The organism is Nonomuraea corallina (assembly GCF_027620315.1).
GTDB lineage: Bacteria > Actinomycetota > Actinomycetes > Streptosporangiales > Streptosporangiaceae > Nonomuraea > Nonomuraea corallina.
The window spans coordinates 12,685-35,622 of record NZ_JAPNNL010000001.1 but is presented as its reverse complement, the minus strand read 5'-3'; the positions used below and the strand labels follow the sequence as shown (position 1 = coordinate 35,622).

19 protein-coding genes are annotated in these 22,938 nt (G+C 71.0%); 8 read left to right on the top strand and 11 right to left on the bottom strand.

Annotated elements, in window-relative coordinates; genetic code table 11:
• Positions 1 to 87 precede the first annotated feature (87 nt).
• Positions 88 to 1,809 carry an NAD(P)-binding protein gene (locus OUY22_RS00160; protein ID WP_270152499.1) on the bottom strand — a complete coding sequence of 574 codons (1,722 nt, stop codon included), beginning with the start codon at positions 1,807 to 1,809 and terminating at the stop codon, positions 88 to 90.
• A gap of 305 nt (positions 1,810 to 2,114) precedes the next feature.
• On the opposite strand from OUY22_RS00160, the gene OUY22_RS00155 reads away from it, so the two are divergent.
• A complete protein-coding gene (locus tag OUY22_RS00155; protein WP_270152497.1) occupies positions 2,115 to 2,762 on the top strand; it encodes a hypothetical protein in 648 nt (215 codons plus the stop codon).
• Positions 2,763 to 2,794: 32 nt separating this feature from the next.
• On the opposite strand, the gene OUY22_RS00150 is transcribed toward OUY22_RS00155, so the two are convergent.
• The 3 genes from OUY22_RS00150 to wecB form a co-directional block, all read right to left on the bottom strand.
• A complete protein-coding gene (locus OUY22_RS00150) occupies positions 2,795 to 3,202 on the bottom strand; it encodes a DUF302 domain-containing protein (RefSeq protein ID WP_270152496.1) in 408 nt (135 codons plus the stop codon).
• A 73-nt stretch (positions 3,203 to 3,275) separates the two neighbouring features.
• Positions 3,276 to 5,312, bottom strand: coding sequence for a glycosyltransferase family protein (locus OUY22_RS00145; protein ID WP_270152494.1), 2,037 nt, complete (start codon positions 5,310 to 5,312; stop codon positions 3,276 to 3,278).
• 66 nt (positions 5,313 to 5,378) lie between these two features.
• Positions 5,379 to 6,509: a non-hydrolyzing UDP-N-acetylglucosamine 2-epimerase gene (gene wecB / locus OUY22_RS00140; RefSeq protein WP_270152493.1), complete on the bottom strand. Its 1,131-nt coding sequence runs from the start codon at positions 6,507 to 6,509 to the stop codon at positions 5,379 to 5,381.
• Between the two features lie 104 nt (positions 6,510 to 6,613).
• Here wecB and OUY22_RS00135 point away from each other — a divergent pair, with 104 nt between their 5' ends.
• The 4 genes from OUY22_RS00135 to OUY22_RS00120 all read left to right on the top strand — a co-directional run bounded on the left by OUY22_RS00135 (position 6,614) and on the right by OUY22_RS00120 (position 12,557).
• Entirely contained in the window at positions 6,614 to 8,251 is a 1,638-nt protein-coding gene (locus OUY22_RS00135) for a glycosyltransferase family 4 protein (protein ID WP_270152491.1), read from the top strand.
• A 130-nt stretch (positions 8,252 to 8,381) separates the two neighbouring features.
• Positions 8,382 to 9,629, top strand: a complete 1,248-nt coding sequence (locus OUY22_RS00130) for a nucleotide sugar dehydrogenase (protein WP_270152489.1) — start codon at positions 8,382 to 8,384, stop codon at positions 9,627 to 9,629.
• Positions 9,630 to 9,647: 18 nt separating this feature from the next.
• Positions 9,648 to 10,736 (top strand): glycosyltransferase, encoded by a 1,089-nt coding sequence (locus OUY22_RS00125; protein WP_270152487.1) that lies wholly within the window; start codon positions 9,648 to 9,650, stop codon positions 10,734 to 10,736.
• 18 nt (positions 10,737 to 10,754) lie between these two features.
• A complete protein-coding gene (locus OUY22_RS00120; RefSeq protein WP_270152485.1) occupies positions 10,755 to 12,557 on the top strand; it encodes a DUF4434 domain-containing protein in 1,803 nt (600 codons plus the stop codon).
• 19 nt (positions 12,558 to 12,576) lie between these two features.
• Here OUY22_RS00120 and OUY22_RS00115 read toward each other — a convergent pair whose 3' ends face one another.
• Together OUY22_RS00115 and OUY22_RS00110 are read right to left on the bottom strand one after the other, a co-directional pair.
• A complete protein-coding gene (locus OUY22_RS00115) occupies positions 12,577 to 12,747 on the bottom strand; it encodes a hypothetical protein (protein WP_270152484.1) in 171 nt (56 codons plus the stop codon).
• An 88-nt stretch (positions 12,748 to 12,835) separates the two neighbouring features.
• Positions 12,836 to 13,432: a hypothetical protein gene (locus tag OUY22_RS00110; RefSeq protein WP_270152482.1), complete on the bottom strand. Its 597-nt coding sequence runs from the start codon at positions 13,430 to 13,432 to the stop codon at positions 12,836 to 12,838.
• A gap of 109 nt (positions 13,433 to 13,541) precedes the next feature.
• Here OUY22_RS00110 and OUY22_RS00105 point away from each other — a divergent pair, with 109 nt between their 5' ends.
• From OUY22_RS00105 to hisC, 3 genes are all read left to right on the top strand, one after another.
• Positions 13,542 to 14,732: an MFS transporter gene (locus OUY22_RS00105; RefSeq protein WP_270152481.1), complete on the top strand. Its 1,191-nt coding sequence runs from the start codon at positions 13,542 to 13,544 to the stop codon at positions 14,730 to 14,732.
• Between the two features lie 97 nt (positions 14,733 to 14,829).
• The gene (locus tag OUY22_RS00100) at positions 14,830 to 15,495 is read left to right on the top strand and encodes an NUDIX hydrolase (protein ID WP_270152479.1); all 666 of its coding nucleotides are present in this window, start codon (positions 14,830 to 14,832) and stop codon (positions 15,493 to 15,495) included.
• A gap of 47 nt (positions 15,496 to 15,542) precedes the next feature.
• A complete protein-coding gene (gene hisC, locus OUY22_RS00095; protein WP_270152477.1) occupies positions 15,543 to 16,604 on the top strand; it encodes a histidinol-phosphate transaminase in 1,062 nt (353 codons plus the stop codon).
• Here the strand turns inward: hisC and OUY22_RS00090 are convergent.
• The 5 genes from OUY22_RS00090 to purD all read right to left on the bottom strand — a co-directional run bounded on the left by OUY22_RS00090 (position 16,591) and on the right by purD (position 22,791).
• Positions 16,591 to 17,535 (bottom strand): EamA family transporter, encoded by a 945-nt coding sequence (locus tag OUY22_RS00090; protein ID WP_270152475.1) that lies wholly within the window; start codon positions 17,533 to 17,535, stop codon positions 16,591 to 16,593. The genes hisC and OUY22_RS00090 overlap by 14 nt on opposite strands.
• A 374-nt stretch (positions 17,536 to 17,909) precedes the next feature.
• Positions 17,910 to 19,199 (bottom strand): GTP cyclohydrolase IIa, encoded by a 1,290-nt coding sequence (locus tag OUY22_RS00085; protein ID WP_270152472.1) that lies wholly within the window; start codon positions 19,197 to 19,199, stop codon positions 17,910 to 17,912.
• Positions 19,200 to 19,400: 201 nt separating this feature from the next.
• A complete protein-coding gene (gene murA / locus OUY22_RS00080; RefSeq protein WP_270152470.1) occupies positions 19,401 to 20,666 on the bottom strand; it encodes a UDP-N-acetylglucosamine 1-carboxyvinyltransferase in 1,266 nt (421 codons plus the stop codon).
• Between the two features lie 77 nt (positions 20,667 to 20,743).
• The gene (locus OUY22_RS00075) at positions 20,744 to 21,580 is read right to left on the bottom strand and encodes a phosphoribosylaminoimidazolesuccinocarboxamide synthase (RefSeq protein ID WP_270152468.1); all 837 of its coding nucleotides are present in this window, start codon (positions 21,578 to 21,580) and stop codon (positions 20,744 to 20,746) included.
• The gene (gene purD, locus OUY22_RS00070) at positions 21,577 to 22,791 is read right to left on the bottom strand and encodes a phosphoribosylamine--glycine ligase (RefSeq protein ID WP_270152466.1); all 1,215 of its coding nucleotides are present in this window, start codon (positions 22,789 to 22,791) and stop codon (positions 21,577 to 21,579) included. The genes OUY22_RS00075 and purD overlap by 4 nt, the downstream gene beginning before the upstream one ends.
• Positions 22,792 to 22,938: the final 147 nt, after the last annotated feature.

Genomic DNA, 22,938 nt, shown 5'->3' with positions numbered 1-22,938 from the left:
GCATCCACCGCAGTGGGAGCAACAGGGATGTTCAACGCGATTACTGATGTAAGCCCCAAGAAGGGCGCGCGGGTATGACCGCCCGCCTCAGCCCGCCAGTTCCCGCACGGCCCGGCAGGCGGCGGTGACGGCCGCGTCCGCCCTGGCGGCGGGCGCCGAGTCCGACCCGGCCAGGGCGATCCTGCCGAACCGCCTGCGCGCCGTCTCGGCCGGTGACGGCCCGTCGGGGTGGAACGCGTGCCAGGGACGGCAGTATTCGGGCGAGTACCCATGGCCCCAGCGGTAGACCGCGACCGCCTCGACGTCCCTGCCGGGATCGAACCCGGCAGGCCCGAGCAGCCGCGCGAGCTGGTCACGCGCCGAGAACTCCAGCGTCTCGTACGGGGTGCGCAGCAGCGCCTGACGCCCGGCGGCCGATCCTTCGGCCGGGCCCAGCTCCGACCGGCAGGGCGCGGCCACCAGGCGCGCCGTGACGCCGTCGCCGGAGTGGCGCACCAGCTCGCTCAGGCTCCAGTACGCCCCGGTCCAGCGGGTGCGGGCGACGCCGAGCCGCCGCCAGGCGTCCCCGCTCCGCAGCCGCACCACGGCCTCCACCAGCGGCGTCTTGACCGCCGCGCGCAGCGCCTCGCGCTGGTCGCCGGGCAGGTCGGGGACGAGGTGCGGGACGACCGCGTGCCAGCAGGCCAGGATCACCGCCCCGGCGCCGACGGACCTGACCTCGTGGCCGTCGAAGTAGCCGACGGTGGCGGAGGCCGCGGTCTCGGCCGGGCCGTCGTTGCGCACCGAGACGACCGGGCTGGACAGCCGCAGCCGGACCTTGCGTCCCAGCCCGTCCAGCATCGCCCGGAGCAGCCCGTGCAGCCCGCCCGGCAGGTGCGCGACCCGGCCGGCCGTGCCCCACTCCTTGGCGACCGTGGGCGCGTTGAACGGTGAGGGCTTGCCCGCGTCCAGGCCGAGCCCGGCGAAGCCGGGATAGCCGAGCCCCCAGGCGTCCACCGCCCCCAGGGCCCGGGCGTCGTACCCCCAGGCGGCGCTGGGCATGGTCCGGCAGAACCGCTCCGCGTCCGGGTGCACCCCCAGCGTCTCCAGCAGGTAGCGGGAGTAGGTGAGCCCGGCCAGGCGCTCCTGCTTGTCCTCGGGCGAGAGCCCGGGGAACGGGTCGGGCCCGCCCGCGTACAGGCGGAGCAGATCCGCCCTGGCGTCGTCGGCGACGGGCAGCCGGCCGATCCACCCGTCCACGGGCGCGCCGGTGCTCACCAGGGTCTCGACGGGGAAGGTCTCGCGGTCGCACATCACGCTGTCGTCGGCGCCGCACTCCTGGCACGGGGTCGCCGCGAGGCCCAGCCGGTCGAGCAGCTCGCCGAACTCCGGGGTCCAGCTCGCGGGCGCCGCCGTCCAGCCGGAGCCGGGGCGCTGCGCGTGGCCGCCGGCGACCTCGTGGTTGTCGAGGATCAGCACCCGCGCGCGCGGGTGGCGGCGCAGCCACTCGTGGGCCGCGCTCACCCCGCTCAGCCCGGCGCCGACCACCACCAGGTCGTAGGACTCCCCGGTCGGCACGGGCGGGTCCGCGTGCTGCCAGAAGCGGCCGTCCCGCAGCGCGTGGAGCACGCTGAGCGCCTGGGAGGTGCCGCCGTGGAACCCGGCCGGCGCCGGGGCCGACGCGGCCGCGTAGGCGGTCCCGGCCGCTTCCGGGACGCCCACGGCCGCGACCCCCGCCGTCACCGCCACCCCGTCGAAGAAGTCGCGGCGCGAGATGGCGCGCCGCATGCCCAGTTCGCGTCCCGCCGCCGAACGGCCGATGTCCCCCATGCGGCGATCATCAGTACTCGCCGGAAAAGGCCGTGCGAGGCGCGCGGCGGGTGGGCGAGACTTTGCGCTCCCCTGTTACGGGGAATGCCGTGGGAGAAAAGCCGACTAACCTTCGCGTGTGGGCGCGTACCAGGATGTAACCGCTGCTCGGCGGGGGTTGTGAGGGTTTCCCGCCGAACCTGTCGAACCTATGGATAACGCCGTTGCCGCCGTCTGAGAGCCGCGTTTCCCTTAACGTCTACCCGATGCCGTAGAAGTGAAATGGAGAATTCATGCTAAAGGCATTTTCCGCGGCTTTTCTCAGCATGACGGTCATAGCGGGCTGCGCTTCCGAGAAGACCGCCCCGCAGGCGCCCGCCGCGTCCGCCCAGCCGTCACAGCCCGCGCCCGCCGAGGCGGCCAAGCTCCGCTCCGCGCTCCTCCCGGTGCCCAAGGGCATGGAGGTCGCGTACGGCCCCGAGATCGGCACCTACGGAACGCTCCGGTTCACCAAGCAGAGCCTGGACGCCATCCGCGAGTCCAAGCTGGAGCACCCCGAGTGCGCCGGCGCCACCCAGCTCGACGCCGCCCGGCCGGAGATCGCCAAAGCCCCGGCGGCCGTGGTCAAGTTCACCTCGGCCCGGGGCGTGATCACCCAGTCCGTGATGGCCCTCCCCCCTGAGGCCTTCCCCGGCCCGCTGCCCGACCAGTGCGACGCCTACAGCGCCCAGGTACGCGGCATGGAGGTCGTCTACCGTACCCGCGACCTGGCCCTGCCGCGTCAGGGCGACGAGTCGCGCGCCTACCTCACCACCGCCTCCGGCGGCGAACGGCAGGCCCAGATCGGGACGGTCACGATCAGGCGCGGCGGCTTCGTCATGAGCCTCATGGTCGTCGGCCAGGAGGTGAAGCGCGCCGGTCTGCTGGAGCTCAGCCGGCTCGCCGACCAGAACCTCTCCAAGGCCGCCGTCTGAACCGCGAAGATCCAGCCGGCGGGCGAGCCTCCCTACGGTCGCGCGGAGGCCGCCTGCCGGCAGATCTTCTCGGTCGTCTCCTCCAGGACCTGCGCGGCGGCGGCCCCCTCCCGCTCCACACCGTGGCGGCGCACCAGCCAGTCCGCCGTGTTGTACGTCAGCCGCACGGCGTCCGCGTCCTGCCACACCAGGATCTTGGACGGCAGGTCGATGGCCTCGGTGCGGCGTTCGGCGATCAGGTCGGTCCCGACGGTGGGCTCGCCGAAGAGCACCAGAGTGGTCGGCGGCAGCTCCCTGCCCGCCCGCACCGCGTTGTCCGTGTGGTCCACCTGCGCGAACACGTGATATCCCATCGCGGCCACCGCCGCGCACACGTCGTCCACCGTCTTGCCGAAGTCCTGGTGACCGGTGATCGTCACCAGGCCGGAGTCGTCACTCATCCGGCCACCATAGGCACGGGCACGCACGGCACGGCGTGCGCAACACGCCGTGGCACGTCGACCCGTTCAGCGCCTAGATCAGCACGTGGTCGTCGGGGCGGCCGACGAAGGAGAACTGGGCGTTCCTGGTCAGCTTGATGTGGTCGGCCTGCCAGGTGTGCATGGCGGCGTCGGCGCTGCGCCAGTAGACGAAGTTGAACCGGTCCGCCGAGTAGATCTTGACCCCGTCCTCCTTGAGGCGGCGGACCAGGTGGGTGTCCTCGCCCCGGGTCAGGTCGGGGAAGCGGTAGGAGCGGAACATGTCCGCCGTGCCGAGGAACGTCCCGCCCTGCACCAGGAACGAGTAGCGGTGCTCCAGGCCCGGCAGGCGGAGCATGGTGGTGTTGGAGCCCTCGAAGTACGCGTAGTGTGCGCCCTTGCCGACGAGCTCCGCCTCGGTGTAGTCGAAGGCCCGCACCAGGTCCGACAGGTAGTGCTCGCCGTAGAGGTTGTCGTCGTCCATCTTGGCGATCAGCTCGCCCTCAGCGGCCTCGATGCCCAGGTTCATGCAGGCGCCCAGGGACAGCCCCGGGTCGGCCGGGAGCACGGTCACGTCCGTGACGCCCGCCATGCGGGCCTTGTCGGCCACCACGACCGGGTCGATGTCGAGGCCGTGCAGCACCATGACGAGCTGGAGCGGCCGGTGGATCTGCTTGGCCACCGACGAGATCGCGTGCTCGATCTGGGAGGCGCGGTTGGTCGGCAGCACCACCGAGATCGACCGCGACCGCGGCGTCGCCGGCCGGCCGAGCAGCTGGAGTACCTGGTCCACCCGGTGGGTGAACAGGTGCTTGTCGAACACCTCGCGCATCGCCAGGTGACCCATCCGGGCGCGCAGCTCGGGGCTGTTGATCAGGTGCAGCACCTGGTTGTACGACTCGATGGGTTCGCGGGCGATCGGGATCAGCTCGCCGAAGGTCTCCTCGACGGCCCGCGACCAGCCCGTCACCACCGGGGTCGCGCAGGCCGACAGCTCGAACACGCGGCGCGCGCACATGGTCGGCGAGTCGAGCACCGAGTTGACGTTCAGGAAGACCTTGTACATCCGGTACGCGGCGAGCATCTGGTCGTAGGGCAGCTCGCCCACGATGTGCGGGCGGTACTTCTCCGGCCAGGCGTACTTCTCGTCCACCTCGCCGTTGCGGGCGAAGATGTGCAGGCCGAGCTCGCGCACCGGGTCGAGCACCGTCTCCATCTGCTCGCGCCGCTCGGGGTGCTTGTCGCGGAAGTACATGCCGGCGAAGACCACGTCGTGCAGCCGGCCCTCGCGCTGCTGGACCGGGTTGTGCACGCGCGGCTGGGCGGCGAACTGGAGCACGTCCACCCGATCATGTCCCAAAATTTCGCGATATTTCGGCAGCATGTCGCCGTCGCACGTGAACACGTAGTCGAACAGCTTGGCCGTGTCGATGAAGAAGTCGAAGTTCGGCGGGTCCTCCTTGTTCCAGAAGACCGTCGGGATGCCCTCCTGCCGGCACCAGGCGACCAGCTCGCGCAGCGGCTCCTTGGGCGCGTTGGTGCCGGTCATCTGGTAGCGCCAGCGGCCCTGGTTGCCGTGCCAGGCCGACTCGCAGAACAGCAGGTCGGGCCGCTTCTCGGCGAAGATCTCCGGCCAGTCCTTGAGCCCGAACTCGATCTGGTCCCACTCATAGCGGAAGGCCATCCTGGAGAAGTCGTCCAGGATCACCGCGACCTTCAGGTCCGGGCGGTTCACCGGGCCGGCCGGCCACTTGACCGCGGGCACCTTGACCTCGGGCGGACGCTTGCCGGCCAGCTCGACGGCCTCGCTGACCGGGACGGGCGGCTTGGGCGCGCGCTGCCTGGAGCGGACGGCCTCCAGCACCTTGCCGGGGCTCTTCGAGCCGATGGCTTCGCCGAGCTTGAAGGTCCGCTTGGCCTGGGTCGCCTCCAGCTTCCAGGTGGCGTAGGCGGCCTTGGCCTCCGCGATCTCCAGCCGGCGGCGCAGCTCCCGGACCTCCGCCTCGTAGCGCTCGACGACCTTGCGCTCCTCGGGCAGCCAGTTCACCGGTCCCAGGCGCTGGAACGCGGGCTCTTCAGGGGTTTCGGCCATGACTATCGCCTATCGCTGGTGCGGAGGTATGTCATAGTACGGCGAGATCCGTACCGAATCTGGGGATTACTCGGAACGGGTCCCCTGGGCCGCGGGCGAGAGGTTGTCCCCCTTCAGCCACGCGGAGATCACCCGGGCGATGCGCGGCCCCGCGGCGCCGTCCCACAGCGGAGGCAGCTCGCCCGACGGCGTGACCGCGCCGTCGGCCAGCGCCTTCTCCGCGGCCGCCGGCAGCAGGGCGGGGGTGACCAGCCGGTTCGTGCCGTGCGTGATCGTGATCGGGCGCTCGGTGTTGGGGCGCACGGTCAGGCAGGGCACGCCCAGCATGGTCGTCTCCTCCTGCACGCCGCCGGAGTCGGTGACGACCAGCGCGGCGCCCCGGACGAGTGAGAGGAAGTCCACATAGCCCAGCGGGTCGACCACGCGCACCGACGGGCCGTCCACGAGCCCGGCCTCGGCCAGGCGGGTGCGGCCACGCGGGTGGACCGGCACCACGACCGGCAGGTGCGCGGCCACGCCGAGCACCGCCGAGACCAGCTCCCGGGCGGCCTCCGGGGTGTCGACGTTGGCCGGGCGGTGCAGCGTCGCGACCGCGTACCGCTCCGGCAGGCCCAGCCGGGCGACCACCGGGGCCGGGTCGAGCGACGGCAGCGCCGAGAACAGGCTGTCGATCATCGGGTTGCCCACCAGGTGCACCTTCGAGGCGGGCACGCCCTCGGCCGCCAGGTGGGACAGCGCGTCGGGGGAGGTGGCGAAGAGCAGGTCGGAGAGCGCGTCGGTGACGATCCGGTTGACCTCTTCCGGCATGCTCCGGTCGAACGAGCGCAGCCCCGCCTCGACGTGCGCGGTCCTGATGCCGAGCTTGGCGCAGACGAGGATCGCGGCCAGCGTCGAGTTCACGTCGCCGTAGACGACCACCAGGTCGGGGTGGTGCTCCTGGAAGGTCTCCTCCAGGCCCACGAGCAGGGTCGCCGTCTGCTTGGCGTGACTGCCCGAGCCCACCCCCAGGTTCGCCACCGGGTCGGGCAGGCCGAGGTCGGCGAAGAACACGTCGGACATCAGCGTGTCGTAGTGCTGGCCCGTGTGGATGATGCCCTGCCGCACGCCGAGCTCGCCGAGTGCACGCACCACCGGGGCCGCTTTCACGAAATTGGGACGCGCGCCCAGAACGTGCAGGACCAGGGGGTTCTCCCTCATTGACCTCGCCTTTCATAGCGGAAGGGAAAAAACGTTGCCTATGGTACGGTCACCGCGTGGCATCCGACGCCAGTCCCCGAGACTCCTCTCCACGTTCCGCTGGGGTGTCCGCGAAGTCCGCCCGTGCCGGCGTCGGTGGACTTCTGAAGGGCTTCATCCAGCATCCGATCATCGTCTCCCGCGTGGTCGTGACCAAGGTCAGGGCCGACCCGGTCCGGGTCGCCCAGGCCGCCGCCGACGCCATGCCGCCGCGGCTGCGCCCGGTCATCGGCAAGGTCGCCTGGCCCGCCGCCCGCCGCGCCCGCCACGTCGTGCGCAAGCTCGGCATGCGCATGATCAGGGCGCCGTGGAACGAGGCCAAGGAGCACTGGGACTCCGGCCGGGTCAGCATGGCCGCCGACGTGCTGGAGCCCTTCACCAAATACCCGTTCGTCAAGCGCCGGGCCGCCTACTACCGCGGCGAGCTGGCCGCGATCAGCCCCGACCCGATCCCGCCCGGCGCCAAGGTGGCCGTCCTGGACCGGGTCGCCGGGCGCGTGCTCCATCTCATCACGAACTCGCTCCCGTACACCCAGGCCGGCTACACGGTCAGGACCCACCGCATCGTCACCGCGCAGAAGGCCGCGGGGCTCGACCCGCACGTGGTCACGAGCTGGGGCTACCCCATGCTCCAGGGTCACGCGGACGCGCCCCCGTACGAGGAGCTGGACGGCATCCCCTACTACCGCCTGCTGCCCGACGGGCGCGGCGAGGTGCCGTTCGAGATGCACGGCCGCATGGTCAAGGGCGCCGACGCGGTCACCCGGCTCGTCGCCGAGCTGCGCCCGCAGATCCTGCACGCCGCCACCGACCACCGCAACGGCTCGGTCGCGCACGCCGTGCGCGAGCGCACCGGCACCCCGTTCGTGTACGAGGTACGCGGGTTCCTGGAGGAGACCTGGGCCTCCCGCGACCCCAAGCGGGTGGGCAGCCAGCGCCACGTGCTGCAGCGCGAGCGCGAGGCGTTCCTGATGCGCGAGGCCGACGCGGTCGTCACGCTGGCCGAGACCATGGCCACCGAGATCGTCGAGCGGGGCGTCCCGCGCGAGCGGATCCACCTCGCGCCCAACGCCGTCGACGACTCGCTGCTCACCGCCCACTACGACGGCGCCTCGTTCCGCCGGGCCATGGGCATCGAGGAGCGCGAGATCGTGGTCGGCTCGGTGTCCAGCATCGTGGCCTACGAGGGCTTCGCCACCCTGCTGCGGGCCGCGGCGCTGCTGCGCGACGAGGGCAGGCCGGTGCGGGTGCTCATCGTCGGCGACGGCACCGAGCGCGACGCCCTGCTGGAGCTGGTCGCCGAGCTGGGGCTGTCGAGCGCGATCCTGCCCGGCAGGGTCGGGCCCGAGGAGGCCCTGCAGGCCCAGGACGCCATCGACATCTTCGTCTGCCCCCGCGAGGACCTGCGGGTGACCAGGCTCGTCACGCCGCTCAAGCCCGTGGAGGCGATGGCGCTGGGCAAACCGGTCGTGCTGAGCGACCTGCCGGCCCTGTCGGAGCTGGTCGGCACCGACGGCGCCGGCCTGCTGGTGCCGCCGGGGGATCCGGCCGAGCTGGCCAAGGCGCTCGACGGGCTCGCGCAGGACCCCGCCAGGCGGGCCGCGATGGGCGAGGCCGGCCGCGCCGAGGTCGCCGCCAAGCGGACCTGGAGCCGCGTGGCCGAGACCTACCAAGCTCTGTACCGGACCCTTGCCGAACGATGACCTTCGCTTGGGCTGTCTGTTCTGACGGGTTCCTTCGCATTAGGCGTGAGCTAGGTGGACTTGAGATAACCTTTGCGACCATGAAGTGTTGTTTCCGGCTCCCAAAGGCACCGCTGTGACAGAAATCGACTTGGCTGTCATCGGTCTCGGCTACGTCGGCATGCCCCTCGCCAAGGAGGCGGTGGCCGCCGGGCTGAAGGTCGTGGGCCTCGACGTCGACCCCCGGAAGGTCGACGCCCTGAAGGCCGGGCAGTCCTACATCGATGACCTGACCGACGCCGACCTCGAGCACATGCTGGCCAACGGGTTCAGCGCCACGCTCGACGAGGCGATCCTGGCCGAGAGCAGCACGATCGTCATCTGCGTGCCCACGCCCCTGGACGAGGACCACCGGCCGGACCTGTCCGCGGTGGAGAGCGCCAGCAAGGCCGTGGCCCGCAACCTGCGCGAGGGCACGCTCGTCGTGCTGGAGTCCACAACCTGGCCCGGCACCACCGACGAACTGGTCCGGCCGCTGCTCGAAACCTCGGGGCTCACCGCCGGCGACGCGTTCCACCTGGCCTTCTCGCCCGAGCGCATCGACCCCGGCAACCCCAAGTACGGCCTGCGCAACACCCCCAAGGTCGTCGGCGGCTACACGCCCACCTGCCGCGACCGGGCCACCGCCTTCTACGGCCGCTTCATCGAGCAGGTCGTCCCGGTCAGCAGCACCCGCGAGGCGGAGATGGCCAAGCTGCTGGAGAACACCTACCGGCACGTCAACATCGCGCTGGTCAACGAGATGGCCATCTTCTGCGACGAGCTCGGCATCGACCTGTGGGAGGCCATCGAGGCGGCCGCCACCAAGCCGTTCGGGTTCCACAAGTTCCTGCCGGGACCCGGCGTCGGCGGCCACTGCATCCCGGTCGATCCCTCGTACCTGTCCTACACCGTGCGCAAGCTCGGCTACCCGTTCAGGTTCGTGGAGCTGGCCCAGGAGATCAACGAGCGGATGCCGTCCTACGTGGTGGCCCGGGTGCAACGTCTGCTCAACAGAGAGAAAAAGGCGGTGAACGGCGCCAGAGTCGTTATGCTCGGCGTCACCTACAAACCGGACATCGCCGACGAACGCGAGACCCCGGCCCTGCCCGTGGCGCGCGCGCTGCTGGAGCTGGGCGCCGATCTCTCGTTCGCGGACCCCCATGTCAAGGAGTGGTCAGTGGATGGCACGCCCGTGCGGCGTGAGGAAGATCTGGCCGAGGCCGTCGCCGCCGCCGACGTGACGGTGCTGCTGCAACAGCACGCCGCGTTCGACCTGGGGATGGTCGAGGCCAAGGCCAGGCTCGTGCTCGACACCCGCGGTGTGCTCACCGAGGGTGAACGCGTCGAGCGGCTGTAGCGACCGGAGGCAACGCGCGTGCACGTGCTCGTCATGACGGTGGTGCATAACCCCGAGGACGCGAGGATCCTGCACCGGCAGATCCGCGCCCTCGTGGATGCCGGTCATGAGGTCACGTACGCCGCCTCCTACACCGGGCACGGGGTCGTCCCGCGTCCCTGGGTGACGGGCGTCGATCTGCCCAGGGCCGTGCAGCGTAAACGGATCTCCGCCGTCTGGGCCGCGCGCCGGCTGTTCAAGCGCATGCGCCGGCAGGTCGACCTGGTCCTCATCCACGACCCCGAGCTGCTGTTCGCGGTGTGGGGGGTGCGCAACCGGCCGCCGGTGGTGTGGGATGTGCACGAGGACACCCCGGCCACGCTCTCGCTCAAGCCGTGGCTGCCGTCCCTGCTGCGCCCGCCCGTACGGTTCCTCGCCCGGATGCTGGAGAGCACCGCCGAGAGCAACCTCCACCTGCTGCTGGCCGAGACCGCGTACGCGGGCCGGTTCAAGCACGCCCACCTCATCGTGCCCAACGAGACGTGGGTGCCCGACTCGGTGACGCCCCCGGGCGACGACAGGGTCGTCTACCTGGGCTGGCTGTCCAGGGCCAGGGGCGTGCTGGAGGCGATCGAGGTGGCGCGGCTGCTCCAGCCCTACCGGGTGGCCGTCGAGCTGATCGGCTACGCCGACCCGCAGAGCCGGCCGCTGCTCAACCAGGCCGTCGCCGAGGGCCTGCTGGAGTGGCGCGACTTCATGCCGAACGACGAGGCGCTCAAACGGCTCGACGGCGCGCTGGCCGGGCTGTCGCTGCTGCACGACGAGCCGAACTACCGCCACTCCATGCCCACCAAGATCATCGAGTACATGGCGCACGGCATCCCCGTCATCACCACCCCGTCCCCCCGCGCCGTCGAGCTGGTCGAACGCTACGAGAGCGGCGTCGTGGTGCCGTGGCAGGACCCGAAGGCGGTGGCGCAGGCCGTGCTGACCCTCAGGGACGAGGTACGCGAACGACGCGCCCAGGGCGCCCGCGGCTACGCCGCCGCCCGCGCCAACCACCACTGGCCCAATTCGGCCAAGCGATTCGTCGCCCAGCTCGAAGCCTGGGCCGGGGTGAAGCGGTAGAGCGGTGGGCTCCTGAACATGCGCTGGCTCCTCGTCCTCCTGGGCGCGGCGGTCCTGGCCGCCGTCGCGGCCGTGGTCGTCGTCCTGCCCATCGACGACGCCGAACCCGTCAACACCAGCGAACGGGCCAGGCCCACCCCGACCCCGACTCCGACCCGGACGCAGCCGACGCCGATGGTGAGCGAGTTCACCGACCCCTGTGGAACGTTCGAGACCCAGGAGAAGGCCCCGTACGCCGTCACGGGCTACTGGATCACCCCCACGTCCAACCCGTGCACCTGGCGCGGCCAGCTCCAGCAGATCCACCGCGTCGGCGGCGACACCGTCATCAGGATCGGCTACGGCCTGCAGTACCGCACGGTCGACGGCAAGGGGCGCGTCAAGACCCGCGACGGTGAGGTCGACTCCCTCTACGAGGCGTGCGAGGAGGACGGGGTCACCTGCCACGAGTCCGCCGAGCGCGACCTGAAGGAGGCGCACCCCGACAACCGCATCGGGCGCGTGTACGTCTACCGCACCGACGAGTCGTTCGGCGACGGCCTGTTCCGGTGTCAGCCCATGGAACGCAGGATCGACGGCGGCAAGCGCACCTACTTCCGCCTCATCGCCCCGCCGGACGGCTCCGACGACCCGACCTGCGACTTCTCCAAGGGCGCCACGTACGACCTGATCCTCATCGCCGGCTCACCCGAGGACAGCCTGACCAAGCTGCTCGACCTCGGCGACCAGTTCGGCGTGCAGGTCTTCCCCGCGCTGCCGCTGGCGCCGCGCGACCCCGACACCCCGATCAGGGCCAACCGCAAGCACATCGGCACGCTCACCACGGTCACCCGCCGCATCCTGCAGGACTACGGCGCGCGCTTCGCCGACCGGCAGTCGCTCGGCGGCGTCTACCAGCCGTTCGAGGTGCAGATGTCCGACACCCTGGCCGGCAACCCCACCCTTGAGGTGTACGCCGACCAGCACCGCATCGTCGCCCAGGAACTGCCCGGCAAGCCCATCCTGATCAGCCCCTACCTCGACGCCCGCAAGCGCGTCCCCTTCGGCCAGACCCCCGCGCAGGTCGCCGAGGGGTTCAAGGCGCTGGCGCGCACCGGCGTCGGCATCATCGCCCCGCAGGACAGCCGCGGCACCGGCAAGGTCGGCCTCTACTGGCCCGACGAGCGCGGCGAGGAGGTGGACGAGCGGCTGCGCCCCGTCGTCGGCGAGAGCACCTACGGGACCGCCTACCACGGCTCCACCCGCGACTACTACCGCGAGATGGCGGAGGCGCGCGAGGAGATGATCGAAGGCGGCCGCGACGTGCAGCTCTGGGCCAACGTCGAAGCCTTCGAGCCGTCGGGCGACGAGCCCTGCGCGACCCACGGGACCCGCGGCAAGACCGACAAGAAGCGGCTCGACCAGGCGGTCGCCATGGCGGGCCGGTACGTCCAGAAGATCGTCTCGTACATGTGGAGCGACTTCATGACCTGCGGCTCGCCGTCGGTGGAGTCGGAGATCATGCGCGACTGGCAGCGGCCGATCGCGGTCGACGCCATCCGCCGCGCCCGCGCCCCCGAGGACGGGGTCGAGGTGCGCGGCTACAACCTCAAGGACGGCACCGTCACCGTCACCTGGTCGGGCGGCACGACCGACCTGGTCGTCTCCGAGGCGGGCTGGCTGGACGAGGACCCCCTGGACGAGCTGCCCGAGCACATGCAGACGGCCTGGGTGCCCTTCGACTGGGGCAAGGTGCCCGACGGGGAGTGGGTCCGCATCAGCGTCAAGCTCCCCTCCGGCCAGTCGACCACCGAACCCCTGCACGTCCGCGTCGAGACCTGATCCTCAGTGCGTCGCACCCTCAAGCGACGATCGAGAAGACGATCGCGAAGAGGAAGAACGCCACCACGAGTCCCGTCAGGCCCAGGAGCCGGTATACCCAGATGGGGAGCGGCTCCACGGATTGCCCGCCGATGGAACCGATCGCCTTGTGGATCGTCATCGCGATCATGCTGGGCAGCTCCACCATCATGAAGAATATGAATTTAATTCCCATCTTGTTCTCCGTGAGAGGTGTGCGCTCCGGCATCGTGACAGGGCGCCGCGAATCGGCGGGATGATCAACGCTCTATCGGCTTGGCGATGACGCGCTCCGTCAATGACCCGCCGGACACCTGCAGGCCATTTCGGGCCTGCTGGTGGAAGGAGTTGAGCGCTCTCCGGTAATCGTCCAGGCAATCCTGCCATTTTTCCGGCGTCGCATCCCCGTTCCCGGGCGCCTTCCGGGCGATCCATTCCATTTTCCAGATGCTGCGGTTGAGCTGATTCGCGGCCTCGACGCAGTGCTGCTCGCCCAGCAGGTAGACGCGCTCGTAGGCCGTTGTCCGGCGGCCTTCGGCCTCGTCCAGGGCCGACAGCGCCTGCCGTTCATCGGCGATCTTGGCCGCCGCGTCGTCCAGTCCGCGCAGGCCGACTATCTGGCCGGCGATGCGGGCCATGCCGACGACTGCCATCAGATATTCGCCGTACGCCTCGAACTTGTGCGTGTCCCAGCGAATCCTCAGCTCGCGCCGGTATCGCATCCGTTCGTTCAGCGAAGAGACCAGGAACGAGGTGCCCGCGCCCAATGCGACCCCGAGGAGGGTGAATATCTGATTGCCCACCATGCCCCCTTTGTCTTCGTAGCCTGATTGTGGAGGCTCAAGGCGAATCGTCAAGAAGGCTCGTTCATCCGTCTTGACAGTTATCTTCCGTGCGCGTATGTCGGCCGCCATAATCGTCTTCGCCCGCAATCAGGTGCGCGTCGAGACGTGATAGGCAGGACGTATGCTTGGCGAGCAGCGAGACGTTCCCGATCCTCGTCTGCGCATGGCCAGGATTCGCGTTCTCACGCACTTCGTGCTCATGGGGGCGACGAGCGGCGTATGGCTGGCGCGCATCCCGGCCATCAAAGATCAGCTGGCGCTGAATGACGCGGCCCTGGGCGCCGCACTGTTCGCCATCCCGGTGGGAAGCATCACGATGATGGTGTTCGCCGGCGCTCTGGTGGACCGATTCGGCAGCGGACGCCTCATGCGCATCGGTGTCATGGCCGCGGGCACCCTCCTGATCCCGCCGGGATGGGCGCCCGGCCTCCCCGCTCTCTGCGCCGTGCTCCTCCTGTTCGGCGCGTCGCTGTGCGTGCTCAACATCGCGATCAACGCCGCCGCGGTGCACGTGGAGCGAGACTACGGTCGCCCGATCATGGCCTCCTTTCACGCCGCGTACAGCATTGGTGGCGGCGTCGGGGCGGCGTTCGGCGGCATATGCGCAGGCTTGGGCGCGCCACCCGGCCTGACCTTCGTCCTGGCCGCCGTCTGCGTCGCCGGGATCACGGGGATCGCCCGTGGCCCGATAGGTGATCCCGGTGCACCGGCCGCTGACGAGGGAACCTCTCGCACGCATGGGCCGCCTTCCAGACTTTCCAGGTCCACGACGCTGCTCGGCCTGCTCGCTCTGTGCGGGTCCTTGGCCGAGGGGGCGATCGCCGACTGGAGCGGGGTCTACCTTCAGGACAGCCTGGGCACATCCGCGGGCTTCGCGGCGAGCGGCTTCGCGGTGTTCTCCGTCTTCATCGCGGCGGGACGCGTGGTCGGTGACCGCATGGCCGCGCGATACGGTCCCGTGCGGCTGGTCCGCGGCAGTGGTCTGCTGGCGGCCGCCGGTCTGGGTCTGGGCCTTGTCAGCGCGCATCCGGCCGGCGCCCTCGTCGGCATCGCCGCGGCCGGTGCCGGGCTGTCGTGTCTCGTACCCCAGGTCATAACCGCGGCGGGCAACGCGCAAGCGGCACGTTCGGGGCGGAACATCGCGAAGGTCAGCGCCCTGAGCTCTGTCGGCAATCTCAGCGGTCCCGTCCTGATCGGTGCGGTCGCGACGGCGACCGGCCTGCCTTCCGCCCTCGCGATCCCCGTTGCTCTGGCGTTCGCGATGGCCGCGTTCGCCGGCGCGGTGGCTCCGGCCGGCCTTTCTCGATCATGACATCGAGGTCCCGCCGGTCAGCGGATCGCAGGTGGTCGACGCGACCCGGACTCGCCTGTCCCGCCACCAGTGGTGTGGCAGCGTGTAACGTGCCTGCATGGTCCCGCGCATTCCGGTCAGCGTCGACCTGGTCGTGCTCACGGTCCGTAACGGGGCGCTCAGCGCGCTGGTGTGGCGCCGCGACAACCCGCCCTTCCTGCGCCGCTGGTCGCTGTCGGGCGGGTTCATCCAGCTCGACGAGGACCTGCCCGCGGCCGCCCAGCGCATCCTGGCCGAGCGCGCCGGACTCCCCGGCGCGCCCGTCCACCTGGAGCAGCTCCAGACCTACGGCTACCCCGACCGCGACCCGCGCCAGCGCGTGCTCAGCGTCGCCTACCTCGGCCTGGCCCCCGACCTGCCCGCCTCGGAGAAGGCCCACATGAGCTGGCAGCCCGTCGGATCCCTCGCCGTCATGGCCTTCGACCACCGCCGCATCATGCTCGACGGGGTCGAGCGGGCCAGGGCCAAGCTGGAGTACACCCCGCTGGGCGCCGCCTTCTGCCCGCCGGAGTTCACGGTGGCGGACCTGCGGAGGGTGTACGAGCTCGTCTGGGGCCGCGCCCTCGACCCGCGCAACTTCCACCGCAAGGTGACCAAGGCGGAAGGGTTCCTGGTCGAGACCGGCGCCACCACGACCCGCGACGGCGGCCGCCCCGCCAAGCTCTACCGCCGCGGCCCGGCCGAGCTCCTGCACCCTCCGATGCTCCGCTCGCTCAAGGAGTGACCAGGGGCTGGCGACGGTTCCCGGCAGGGCTGGCCTATCGTATGGGCATGCCTCGTTTCCGCCCGATCCTCGACACCATGCCCGCCTACAGGCCGGGCAAGGCCGTCATGACCTCCGACGGCCGGTCGTACAAGCTGTCGTCCAACGAGTCGCCCTACGAGCCGCTGCCGTCCGTCGTGGCGGCCATCGCCGAGGGTGCGCGGCTCGTCAACCGCTACCCCGATCCGGGTGCGGTCGAGCTGACCGAGGCGATCGCCGGCCGGTTCGGGGTGCCGGCGGAGCACATCGCGCTCGGGGCGGGCTCGGTGACGGTGGCGCAGCAGCTGTTCGAGACCGTCGGCGACCCGGGCGTCGAGGTGGTCTACGCGTGGCGGTCGTTCGAGGCGTACCCTCTCCTCGCCGACCTGGCCGGCGTGACGTCCGTACGGGTGCCGCTGGCGGGGGAGGACCACGACCTCGACGCCATGGCCGAGGCGATCACCGACAGGACCCGCATGGTGTTCGTGTGCAACCCGAACAACCCGACGGGCACCGCGATCCGCGAGCGGGAGCTGGTGGCGTTCCTGGACCGGGTGCCGCGCGACGTGCTGGTGGTGCTGGACGAGGCCTACCGCGAGTACGTCCGCGACGAGTCGGTGCCCGACGGCCTCACCCTCTACCGCGACCGGCCGAACGTCTGCGTGCTGCGCACGTTCTCCAAGGCGTACGGGCTCGCGGGCCTGCGCGTCGGCTATCTGGTCGGCCACGAGCCGGTGGCCGCCGCCGTACGCAAGACGATCATCCCATTCGCGGTCAACCAGCTCGCCCAGGTGGCCGCGGTGGCGTCGCTGGCGGCGGAGGACGAGCTGCTGGAGCGGGTCGAGCGGGTGGTCAAGGAGCGCACCCGGGTCCGCGAGGCGCTGATCGCCCAGGGCTGGGAGGTGCCGCCGACGGAGGCCAACTTCGTCTGGCTGCGGCTCGGTGAGGACACCATGGACTTCGCCGCGGCCTGCGCGGTGGAGGGCGTGGCCGTGCGGCCGTTCGCGGGCGAGGGCGCCCGGGTCTCCATCGGCGACCCGGAGGCCAACGACGCCTTCCTGGCCGCCGCGGCCGACTTCAGGAAGGCGTAGTCACCGTCCCGACGGGCTCGGGGATCTTGGGGCGTCGCTTCCGCTCGGTCGACACGACCAGGGCGACGCCCACCAGGATCACCAGGCCGCCCAGCAGGAGCTGCACGGTCACCTGCTCCTGCAGCACGAGCACGCCCAGGATCACCGCCACGACCGGGTTCACGTACGCGTACGTCGACACGAGCGAGATCGGCGCGTTGCCCAGGAGCCAGGTGTAGGCGGTGAAGCCGACGAGCGAGCCGATCAGGATGAGATACGCGAGCGCGGCCCACGATCGGCCGGAGACGAGCGCGGGGTCGAAGCTCTCGCCCGACACGGCGCCGACGGCGATCATGCCGAGGCCGCCCACGGCCATCTCGACGGTGCTGGCGGCGAACGTGTCGGCCGGCATCGCGATCCGGCTCGACAGGAACGAGCCGACGGACCAGGACGCGGAGGCGATCAGGATGACCACGATCCCGGTCACGCTGCCTTCGGCGCCGCCGCTGAGCGACACGGCCGCCACGCCGGCGAACCCGACCAGCACCCCGGCCAGCGTGAGAACCTGGGGCCGGTCCCGTACCGCGATCCTGAACATCACCAGCCAGAGCGGCACGGACGCGACGAGCAGCGCGGCCAGGCCGGTGGAGATGTGCTGCTCGGCGACGGCCACCATGCCGTTGCCGCCGGTCAGCAGCAGGAGCCCGACGACCGCCGCGCCGACGAACTGGCGGCGCGTCATCCGGAAGACCTCGGGGCCCTTCCTGATCAGCAGGAACGCGCCGAGCAGCAGCGCGGCGGTGAGGAAGCGGAGGGCGCCGCTGAGCATGGGCGGCAGGGTCTCGATGGCGATGGCGATGCCCAGGTAGGTGGAGCCCCAGACCACGTAGACGATGCCCAGCGCCACCCAGACGAGGACGGAAACCCGCCTGTCAGGCGTGTCAGCTGTCATGACTCATGACAATAGTGCCCGGGACCGACAGAACGCTCGCCGGTATCAGACGTTGAGATGCGGGGGGTGCGGGGGGAGCGGGCGCTGCGGGAAGAGGCCCTGAAACGGTTGGCGCCCCCGTCCGAATACCATCGATCGGGGGCGACGGACTTCATACCCGTCTCGGGACGCCGCCAACCGTGAATTCACCGGAAGTCAACCCAGAGTCCCTAAATCCGTGTCCACAACCGGGGGTACGACCCGCCGCGAAGCCCAAACCCCCGCCCACGAACGCCGCCCGGGGAGGACGGCGAGGGCGGCGGCCCGCGACCACCCGGGGAACGCGGCGGGGAACCGCGACCACCCGGGCGCGTGGCGCGGGCGCGGGGGCGTGCTCAGCGGGGCCCCAGTTTCTCCACGATCAGGCGGTACAGCTGGCGCGGGCGGCCCGGCTGCGGTGTGCGGTTAGGCGGCAACGGCCACGCGAGTCCCTCGTCAACCAGCGTGCGCAGCAGCCGCCGCGCCGTCCGCGGCGTCACCCCCAGCATCTTCCCCGCGCCCTCGGCGTCGACCACCGTGTCGCCGCCCTCCAGCTTGGCCGCCAGCCGCGACAGCACCTCCACGCCCTTCGGCTTGAGCGCGGCCGCGCCCGCCGGCGGCATCCGCGGCGCGGGGATGAGCGCCCGGCCCTCGCGGTCCACCGCGAACCCCTGGGCCTGCTTGCCGGCCTGCGTGCGCGCCAGCGCGGCCCGTGCGTGCGACTCGGCGTCGTGCGTGGTGCGTCCCATGCCCACGCCCACCTCGACCGCCAGCCCCAGCTCGTCGCGGATCCTGGCGGCGAAGGGCAGCACCCTGAACCCGTCGGTGGCCGCCGCGATCGAGCCCCTGGTGGCGGTCACCAGATAGCTGTGGTCGTCGATCGGCCAGACCGTGGCGCTGATCCGGTTCGACTCCTGGACGAGCAGCCGGTGCAGCGACAGCCGCAGCTCGTCGCGCCAGTAGCGGGGCGCCGCCCGCCGCACCGGCTCGCGCAGCGTCGGCACCTCCACCAGCACGACCGTGAGCTGTGACTCCTCCAGCCGGTGGTGCGCGCCGAGCAGCGCCGCGGTGTGCAGGGCCGTGCGGATGGCCGCCGACGTCGGCCGGACCCTGATGACCGGCACGCCGGCCGCCTGCAGGCGCTCGGCCACGGCGGGCAGGCAGGTCAGCGCCCCCGTCGTCGTGCCCTGGCGGGTGAGCCGCTCGTGGTAGGCGGCGATCGTGCCGGTCGCGCCCGGCTCGTCGCGGCTGTGCACGTCCGCCGCGGGGATGCCGAGGTCGGTGTACGCCTCCTCGACGTCGGCCCGGCTCACCACGTCCACGCTGACCCGTTGCGGGTCGAACCGCGGGTCGAGCGCCGCCTTGGCCAGCGCCGCCATCATCGCCGCCCCGCCGACCTGGACATAGGTGGCCGGCATGGTCAGCACGCCGGAACGCCTGGCCAGGTCGTAGGGCACCGGGCTGGCGAACAGACAGGCGTCCACGCCGGGCCCCAGCCGTGTCACCTTGTCGGGCGCCTCCTGCTCGTCACGATAGGCGGCGGCCACCAGGCGGCACGGAAGCGGCGCTGCTGCGTGCCCCATCAACATGACCCGCTCGACCAGGTCATGAGGTCCGACCACGCCAATGGTGAGATCCGGTGTCATAGCGCCCGCCCGTGACACCCGGGAAGTTTCTTCCGCCCTCTCGGCCAATGTTCGTCCCATCCTGCGATCCGTTGCAGTGCTCTCTTTTGGAACGATCGCTCGCGAGGGCCATAATGTCACGCCCGACTTTTCCGGAAAGCTGTTCTGGTTGACCGCCCGAGAAGGTATATCAGCAGCTCAGCGCAGGATTCTCAAGGATTTTCAGGGTTCAGAAATCTCCTGTGTAATGTCCGCGCCGAGCGCGCGCATTCGCGGCGCGAGATGTGCGTGTCCGCGATCGATGAGGTATCCCGAGTCGATGACGGTCTCGCCTTTGGCCGCCAGTCCGGCGAGCACCAGCGCTATACCCGAACGCAGATCGTGAGCGGTTACGTGAGCTCCGGTCAGCGGCGTCGCGCCGCGCACGATGGCCCGGCTGCCCGCGACCTCCACGTTGGCGCCCATCTTGTTGAGCTCGGCGGCCAGCGCGAAGCGGCCGTCGAAGATCCGTTCGTGGATGTAGCTCGTGCCGTCCGCCAGCGCGGCCACCGTCATCATCGGCGACTGCAGGTCGGTGGCGAACCCGGGGTAGGTGTCGGTGATGATGTTGATCGGCCGCAGCGGCCGGTCGCAGCGCACCTGCAGCACCGCGCCCTGCCGGGCGAAGTCGACCCCCATCTGCTCCAGCTTGTAGCGCACCACCCCGAGGTCGAGGCCGGTGCCGACGAGGCTCACCTCACCCTGCGTGATGGCGGCGGCCATGGCGAACACGCCCGCGTCGAGCCGGTCGGGCATCACGGTGTGCTCGACGGCGTGCAGCTCCTCCACGCCTTCGACGGTGATGAAGCCGGTGCCGCCGCCGCTGATGCGCGCGCCCATCTTGGTCAGCATGTCGATGACGTCGAGGACCTCGGGCTCCAGCGCCGCGTTCTCGATGACGGTGGTGCCCTTGGCCAGGGCGGCGGCCATGATGAGGTTCTCGGTGCCGGTGTGGGAGGGGGTGTCGAGGTAGAGGGTGGCGCCGGTCAGGCCCGAGGCCTTGACGTGGATGACGGTCTCGCCCTCGTCGACCACCGCGCCGAGGCGCTTGTAGCCGAGATAGTGGAAGTCGAGGTTGCGGCTGCCGAGGTTGCAGCCGCCCACCCCTTCCACGATCGCCTCGCCCAGCCGGTGGAGCAGGGCGGGGGTGAACAGCACCGAGCCCCGGAACCGGCGGGCGATCTGGGCGGGCAGCACGGGGCTGTGCAGCCGGGAGGCGTCGATGACGAGGGTGCGCTCGGACTCGTGCAGCTCGACGCCGGCGCCCACGGCCGTGGCCAGCTCGACGGCGCGGCGCACGTCCTCGATGATCGGCACGTTGCGCAGGACGGTGCGGCCCTGGGCCGTGAGCAGCGCCGCGCCGATCATCGGGAGTACGGCGTTCTTGGCGCCCTGGATGAAGGCGGTTCCACGCAGGGGGTTGCCACCGCGCACGCGGTAACGGACCATTCGGGCGGCTCCTTGTGGTTCAACGTGAGGCTCGGCCCGGCCAACAGTAGCCGGTTACACCACTTGACCCTGCCGAATCATCCGGTAAAGGCGACTCCGGTGAGCCGCTCATATGCTTCCCGGTATCGCTGACGGGTGCGCTCGACCACGGCGTCGGGCAAAACAGGCGGAGGAGTGCCGGAGTCTTTGTCCCATCCGGATTCCGGCGAATTTAGCCAATCACGGACAAATTGCTTGTCATAAGACGGCTGCGAACGGCCCGGCTGCCACTGGTCCGCCGGCCAGAACCGCGACGAGTCGGGCGTGAGCACCTCGTCCCCCAGCGTCAGCACGCCGTCGGCGTCCCGGCCCAGCTCGATCTTGGTGTCGGCGACGATGATGCCGCGCTCTCGGGCGATCTCCGCGCCCCGCGCGTAGACGGCGAGCGTGACGCGGCGCAGCTCCGCCGCCGTCTCCTCACCCACCTCGTCGACCACCCGCTCGTACGGGATCGGCTCGTCGTGCAGGCCCGCCGGCGCCTTCGTGGACGGCGTGAAAATCGGCTCGGGCAGCCGCGACCCGTCCTGGAGTCCCGGCGGCAGCTCGATGCCCGACACCGCGCCGGTCGCCCGGTACTCGGCCAGCCCGCCCCCGGTCAGGTAGCCCCTGGCCACGCACTCGATGGGCACCATGGTCAGCGGCTTCACCAGCACGCTGCGCGCGTCGGGCCCCGGGGCCAGCACGTGGTTGGGCACCACGTCGCGCAACTGGTCGAACCACCACAGCGAGAGCTGGGTGAGAACCGCCCCCTTGTCGGGGATCTCGGGCTCCAGCACGTGGTCGAAGGCCGAGATCCGGTCGGAGGCGACCATGAGCAGCGCCCCCTCGTCCGTCTCGTACAGCTCGCGGACCTTGCCGGAGTGCAGGTGTCTCATCGGGCGATGTCCGTCCGGTAGTGGGCGCCGCGCATCCGGATCCGCCCGGCCAGCTCGTACGCGCGAGCGCGCGCGCTCTCCTGGTCGGGGCCGGCGCCGACGACGTTCAGCACGCGGCCGCCGGCGGAGACCAGTTCGCCGTCGCGCAGCGTCGTCCCGGCGTGGAGCACATACGCGTCGGCGGCGGGCTCCAGCCCGGTGATCGCGTCGCCCTTGACCGGGGCGGCGGGGTAGCCCTCGGCCGCGACGACCACGCACACCGCCGACCCCGGCCGGAACACCGGGTCCAGCCCCAGCTCGCCGGTCGCGCAGGCCATCAGCAGCCCGCCCAGCGGCGTCTCCAGCCGGTCGAGCAGCACCTGCGTCTCCGGGTCGCCGAACCGGGCGTTGAACTCCACCACCTTCGGCCCCTTGGCGGTCAGCGCCAGCCCCACGTAGAGCACTCCCTGGTAGGGCAGCCCGCGCCGGGCCAGCTCCGCGATCGTCGGGTGGACGACCTCGCGCATCACCTGCTCGGTCAGCCCTTCGGGGATCCACGGGAGCGGGGTGTAGGCGCCCATCCCGCCGGTGTTGGGGCCCGCGTCGCCGTCGTAGGCCCGCTTGAAGTCCTGGGCCGGCTGGAGCGGCACCGCCGTGCTCCCGTCGCAGAGCGCGAACAGCGACACCTCGGGCCCGTCGAGGAACTCCTCGATCACCACCCGGCCGCACGCCCGCGCGTGGCGCAGCGCCTCCTCCAGGTCGTCGGTGACCACGACGCCCTTGCCGGCGGCCAGCCCGTCGTCCTTGACCACGTACGGGGCGCCGAACTCGGCGCACGCGGCCGCGGCCTCCTCGGCGCTCTCGCACACCCGCGCCTCGGCCGTCGGCACCCCGGCGGCCCGCATGATCTCCTTGGCGAACGCCTTGGACCCCTCGATCATCGCCGCCTGCCTGGACGGGCCGAAGCAGGCGATGCCGGCCTCCCGCACCGCGTCGGCCACCCCGGCGACCAGGGGCGCCTCCGGCCCCACGACCACGAGATCCACCCCCAGCCGCTTGGCCAGCCCGGCGACGGCCTGAGGGTCGGCCGGATCGACGGCGTGCAGCTGGGCGACTTGCCCGATCCCCGGGTTGCCCGGCGCGCCGTGCACCTCGACGACCTGCGGATCGAGCCCGAGCGAACGGCAGAGGGCGTGCTCCCGCCCTCCGGAACCAATAACGAGTACGCGCACCCGCCCATTCTCGCAGCCCCCGCTCCCGTCCACCTCCAGGACCCCGGCCCGCGCCCGTGAGGAGACGAGAGGAGACGAGGAGACGAGAAGAGATTGGAAGCCGCGGGGGAGGGCAGGAGCCCGCTGCCGGGAAATGCCGGAACGGTT

Excerpts from the sequence above, each read along its gene's own strand:
- OUY22_RS00105 (WP_270152481.1), top strand. The coding sequence starts at position 13,542 with ATGCTTGGCGAGCAGCGAGACGTTCCCGATCCTCGTCTGCGCATGGCC.
- OUY22_RS00115 (WP_270152484.1), bottom strand. The coding sequence starts at position 12,747 with ATGATGGTGGAGCTGCCCAGCATGATCGCGATGACGATCCACAAGGCG.
- OUY22_RS00155 (WP_270152497.1), top strand. The coding sequence starts at position 2,115 with ATGACGGTCATAGCGGGCTGCGCTTCCGAGAAGACCGCCCCGCAGGCG.
- wecB (WP_270152493.1), bottom strand. The coding sequence starts at position 6,509 with ATGAGGGAGAACCCCCTGGTCCTGCACGTTCTGGGCGCGCGTCCCAAT.
- murA (WP_270152470.1), bottom strand. The coding sequence starts at position 20,666 with ATGGTCCGTTACCGCGTGCGCGGTGGCAACCCCCTGCGTGGAACCGCC.
- OUY22_RS00090 (WP_270152475.1), bottom strand. The coding sequence starts at position 17,535 with ATGACAGCTGACACGCCTGACAGGCGGGTTTCCGTCCTCGTCTGGGTG.
- hisC (WP_270152477.1), top strand. The coding sequence starts at position 15,543 with ATGCCTCGTTTCCGCCCGATCCTCGACACCATGCCCGCCTACAGGCCG.
- OUY22_RS00145 (WP_270152494.1), bottom strand. The coding sequence starts at position 5,312 with ATGGCCGAAACCCCTGAAGAGCCCGCGTTCCAGCGCCTGGGACCGGTG.
- OUY22_RS00100 (WP_270152479.1), top strand. The coding sequence starts at position 14,830 with ATGGTCCCGCGCATTCCGGTCAGCGTCGACCTGGTCGTGCTCACGGTC.
- OUY22_RS00150 (WP_270152496.1), bottom strand. The coding sequence starts at position 3,202 with ATGAGTGACGACTCCGGCCTGGTGACGATCACCGGTCACCAGGACTTC.
- OUY22_RS00075 (WP_270152468.1), bottom strand. The coding sequence starts at position 21,580 with ATGAGACACCTGCACTCCGGCAAGGTCCGCGAGCTGTACGAGACGGAC.
- OUY22_RS00120 (WP_270152485.1), top strand. The coding sequence starts at position 10,755 with ATGCGCTGGCTCCTCGTCCTCCTGGGCGCGGCGGTCCTGGCCGCCGTC.
- OUY22_RS00160 (WP_270152499.1), bottom strand. The coding sequence starts at position 1,809 with ATGGGGGACATCGGCCGTTCGGCGGCGGGACGCGAACTGGGCATGCGG.
- OUY22_RS00085 (WP_270152472.1), bottom strand. The coding sequence starts at position 19,199 with ATGACACCGGATCTCACCATTGGCGTGGTCGGACCTCATGACCTGGTC.